Source organism: Ferruginibacter sp. (assembly GCF_031391665.1).
In the GTDB taxonomy this organism is placed as follows: Bacteria; Bacteroidota; Bacteroidia; order Chitinophagales; family Chitinophagaceae; genus Ferruginibacter.
In genome coordinates this window covers 1-2,655 of record NZ_JANMUN010000154.1, presented here as the reverse complement: position 1 = coordinate 2,655, position 2,655 = coordinate 1, and the positions used below count along the sequence as shown (strand labels likewise).

Annotated in this window: 5 protein-coding genes; 2 read left to right on the top strand and 3 right to left on the bottom strand. The window is 35.7% G+C overall.

Annotated features, from left to right (window positions below; genetic code table 11):
- The 3 genes from yajC to nusB all read right to left on the bottom strand — a co-directional run.
- Nucleotides 1-299 (bottom strand): preprotein translocase subunit YajC (yajC, locus tag ACY651_RS11355; protein ID WP_462252767.1); only part of this gene is annotated, 299 nt, incomplete at its 3' end.
- A gap of 59 nt (nucleotides 300-358) precedes the next feature.
- Complete coding sequence (locus tag ACY651_RS11350; protein WP_462252765.1) at nucleotides 359-814, bottom strand: DUF1573 domain-containing protein; 456 nt, start codon at nucleotides 812-814, stop codon at nucleotides 359-361.
- Nucleotides 815-836: 22 nt separating this feature from the next.
- The gene (gene nusB / locus ACY651_RS11345) at nucleotides 837-1,769 is read right to left on the bottom strand and encodes a transcription antitermination factor NusB (RefSeq protein ID WP_462252763.1); all 933 of its coding nucleotides are present in this window, start codon (nucleotides 1,767-1,769) and stop codon (nucleotides 837-839) included.
- 245 nt (nucleotides 1,770-2,014) lie between these two features.
- Here nusB and ACY651_RS11340 point away from each other — a divergent pair, with 245 nt between their 5' ends.
- Both ACY651_RS11340 and ACY651_RS11335 read left to right on the top strand, forming a co-directional pair.
- The gene (locus tag ACY651_RS11340; RefSeq protein WP_462221118.1) at nucleotides 2,015-2,299 is read left to right on the top strand and encodes a co-chaperone GroES; all 285 of its coding nucleotides are present in this window, start codon (nucleotides 2,015-2,017) and stop codon (nucleotides 2,297-2,299) included.
- 122 nt (nucleotides 2,300-2,421) lie between these two features.
- Nucleotides 2,422-2,655, top strand: a 234-nt coding sequence (locus tag ACY651_RS11335; RefSeq protein WP_462252761.1) for a TCP-1/cpn60 chaperonin family protein, incomplete at its 3' end; no start/stop codon positions are given.

The following is a 2,655-nucleotide window of genomic DNA, read 5'->3' as shown; positions in this document are numbered from 1 at the left end:
GTCGTCCACTCCATGCTGATAGCGCTGCGTTCAATTTTAATGTAACTGCCGGGGCTCACTTCCATTTCTAAAGTATTGTCGTCATTTACTTTATTTACTTTACCATGTATGCCTGCAATGGTTACAATTTTATCACCTTTTTGTAAATCGTTTATAAACTGCTTTTGCTGCTTTGCTTTTTTTGCCTGCGGCCTTATCATAAAAAAATAAAACACTAAAATCATTCCACCCATCATTACTGGTGTAAACCAAGAACTGGTACCAGAACTTACCTGTAAAAAAATACTTAATAGTTGCATGTTGTTTTTATTATTTGGTTAAATAGTTTGTTTGTAAATGGCTAAAATAGATATTGTTTTTATTTTACTTCCCCAATCAATTTCAAAGGCGGAAAAATCGGCCTTGCATTTGATGTTACATTAATTACTTTTTCGTTGTGGCCTTTTTTTCCGCTACTGTTAAATACTACTTTAATAAAACCTGTTTCGCCGGGTAAAATTGGTTGTTCGGGTTTTTCGGGTATGGTACAGCCACAGGTTGCGCTTGCATCAAAAATTACCAATGGGTTAGTACCTGCATTTTTAAACCGGAAACTAAATGCTACTTTTTCTCCATCTGCAACGGTGCCAAAATTATACACACTGTCTATCATTTGCACTGCAGTGGTGTTTTTAAGTGCATCCTCTTCTGCCTGTTTTTTTTGCACTAACTTAATAGAATCTGTTTTAGAATCATCTGAAATTTTGTCTTTCCTTTTTACATCGCAAGAAAAAAGTGTGGCAGGAATTACAATAAATAAAAAATATTTTTTCATCAATAATTTTTTTCAAAGTTATTTACAAGGTGCTGTTTTTGTAACTCTTTTTATTAATTTTATTTTGCAGGGTAAGCTCTTTATGAATGTTATCCAGCAGGCCATTTACAAACTGGCCGCTTTGTACAGTGCTGTATTCTTTAGCCAGATCGATATATTCGTTAATGGTAACTTTTGTGGGGATGGTTTCAAAAAATAAAAATTCGCTAACACCCATTTGCAAAATTATTAAATCGAGTGCAGCTATACGGTCGGCATCCCAATTTTTTAATTTAGGTTTTATCAACTCCAGTGTTACTTCGCTTTTTTCTAATGTGGTTAACAAAAGGCTTTTTGCAAATTCTAATTTTTCTTTACTTACCATTTCGCCAAAATCGTAACTGCCGGGTTTTTGTAAAAAAGCCAGCACCAATTGCTGCATCATTTCGCCATCATCATCCCAATGAATAAAATTTTCTTCCAGGTGGGTTATAAAATTGTCGTTGGGTAAAAGGAGTGTACTAAAAATAAATTCCAAAATATCTTTTTCAGATTTTTTATCCCTCGATTGTTCTTCAATATATTCTTTATACTCGGCAGATTCTACCAGTTGCAGGTATATCTTCTTTAATAAATCGGCATCAATTATATGCTTTAATTTAAATTCAGCAACGGTTGGATTAAACCTGGGTTGCTCTACAATTTTCCACAGTATTTCGTTACCTGCAATTTTGGTGTTAACCGAAAGATCTTCTACCGAAGGTAAATTTTTAGAAGCCCTGTGCTTTGCAGCAGTTTCGGAGTAGCGGGCTACTTCGGTAATAAAATAAATTAAGTAAGTAAAAAGCTGGCGGCTCTGTTCTAATTTTTTATTTAAGATAGAAAGCGGTTCGCCGGGTTTTACTTCTCCACTCATGCTGTCAACGGTGTAAAGCGTTTGCATTACTTTTACCCTTATGTTTCTTCTGCTAATCATAATTTTAAGACGGCAAAGGTAAGTAATTTGGTTTGGTGTTTATAGTTTGATATTGCTTGTTTTAAAAATTACCCTGCCAAAAATGCCTGAAAGATTTTTTAAATATCTGCCGAATTTTCCAACATTCAACCTTTCATCATCTGCATTCAACCTAAAACTGACAACCTTTCTTTTAATTTTGTGTGGCACAGATTTAGCATACCTTTGCCGACCGAATTATTAAACCAATCAAAAACAATAGAGTTATGGCAACAAAGAAGTTAAGCATTACCCCATTGCACGACAGGGTTATTGTGAAACCAGCCGCTGCTGAAGAAAAATCTGCAGGCGGTATTATTATTCCTGATACAGCAAAAGAAAAACCACAGCGTGGTACTGTTTTGGCCGCTGGCCCTGGTAAAAAAGATGAACCTGTAACTGTAAAAACCGGCGATACCGTATTATATGGTAAGTATGCAGGCACCGAAATTACTGTTGAAGGACAGGATTATTTAATTATGAGGGAGAGTGATATTTTAGCGATAGTGTAAAGCCCCCTCCGCCCCCTGAAGGGGGAACTTAGCTCTTCTAAATTTAATTCATTTCAAAAAAATAAAACCTGTTTGCCCCTCAGGTTGTAAAGCCCCTTTAGGGGTTTGGGGTTGCATTTATTATGGCAAAAATGATATACTTCGATATTGAAGCAAGAAATAAAATGAAAAAAGGTGTTGACACTTTAGCCAACGCTGTAAAAGTAACACTTGGCCCCAAAGGTCGTAATGTAGTTATTGAGAAAAAATTTGGTGCACCACAAGTAACTAAAGATGGTGTAACCGTAGCAAAAGAAATTGAACTGGAAGACCCGATTGAAAATATGGGTGCTCAAATGGTGAAAGAAGTGGCCAGC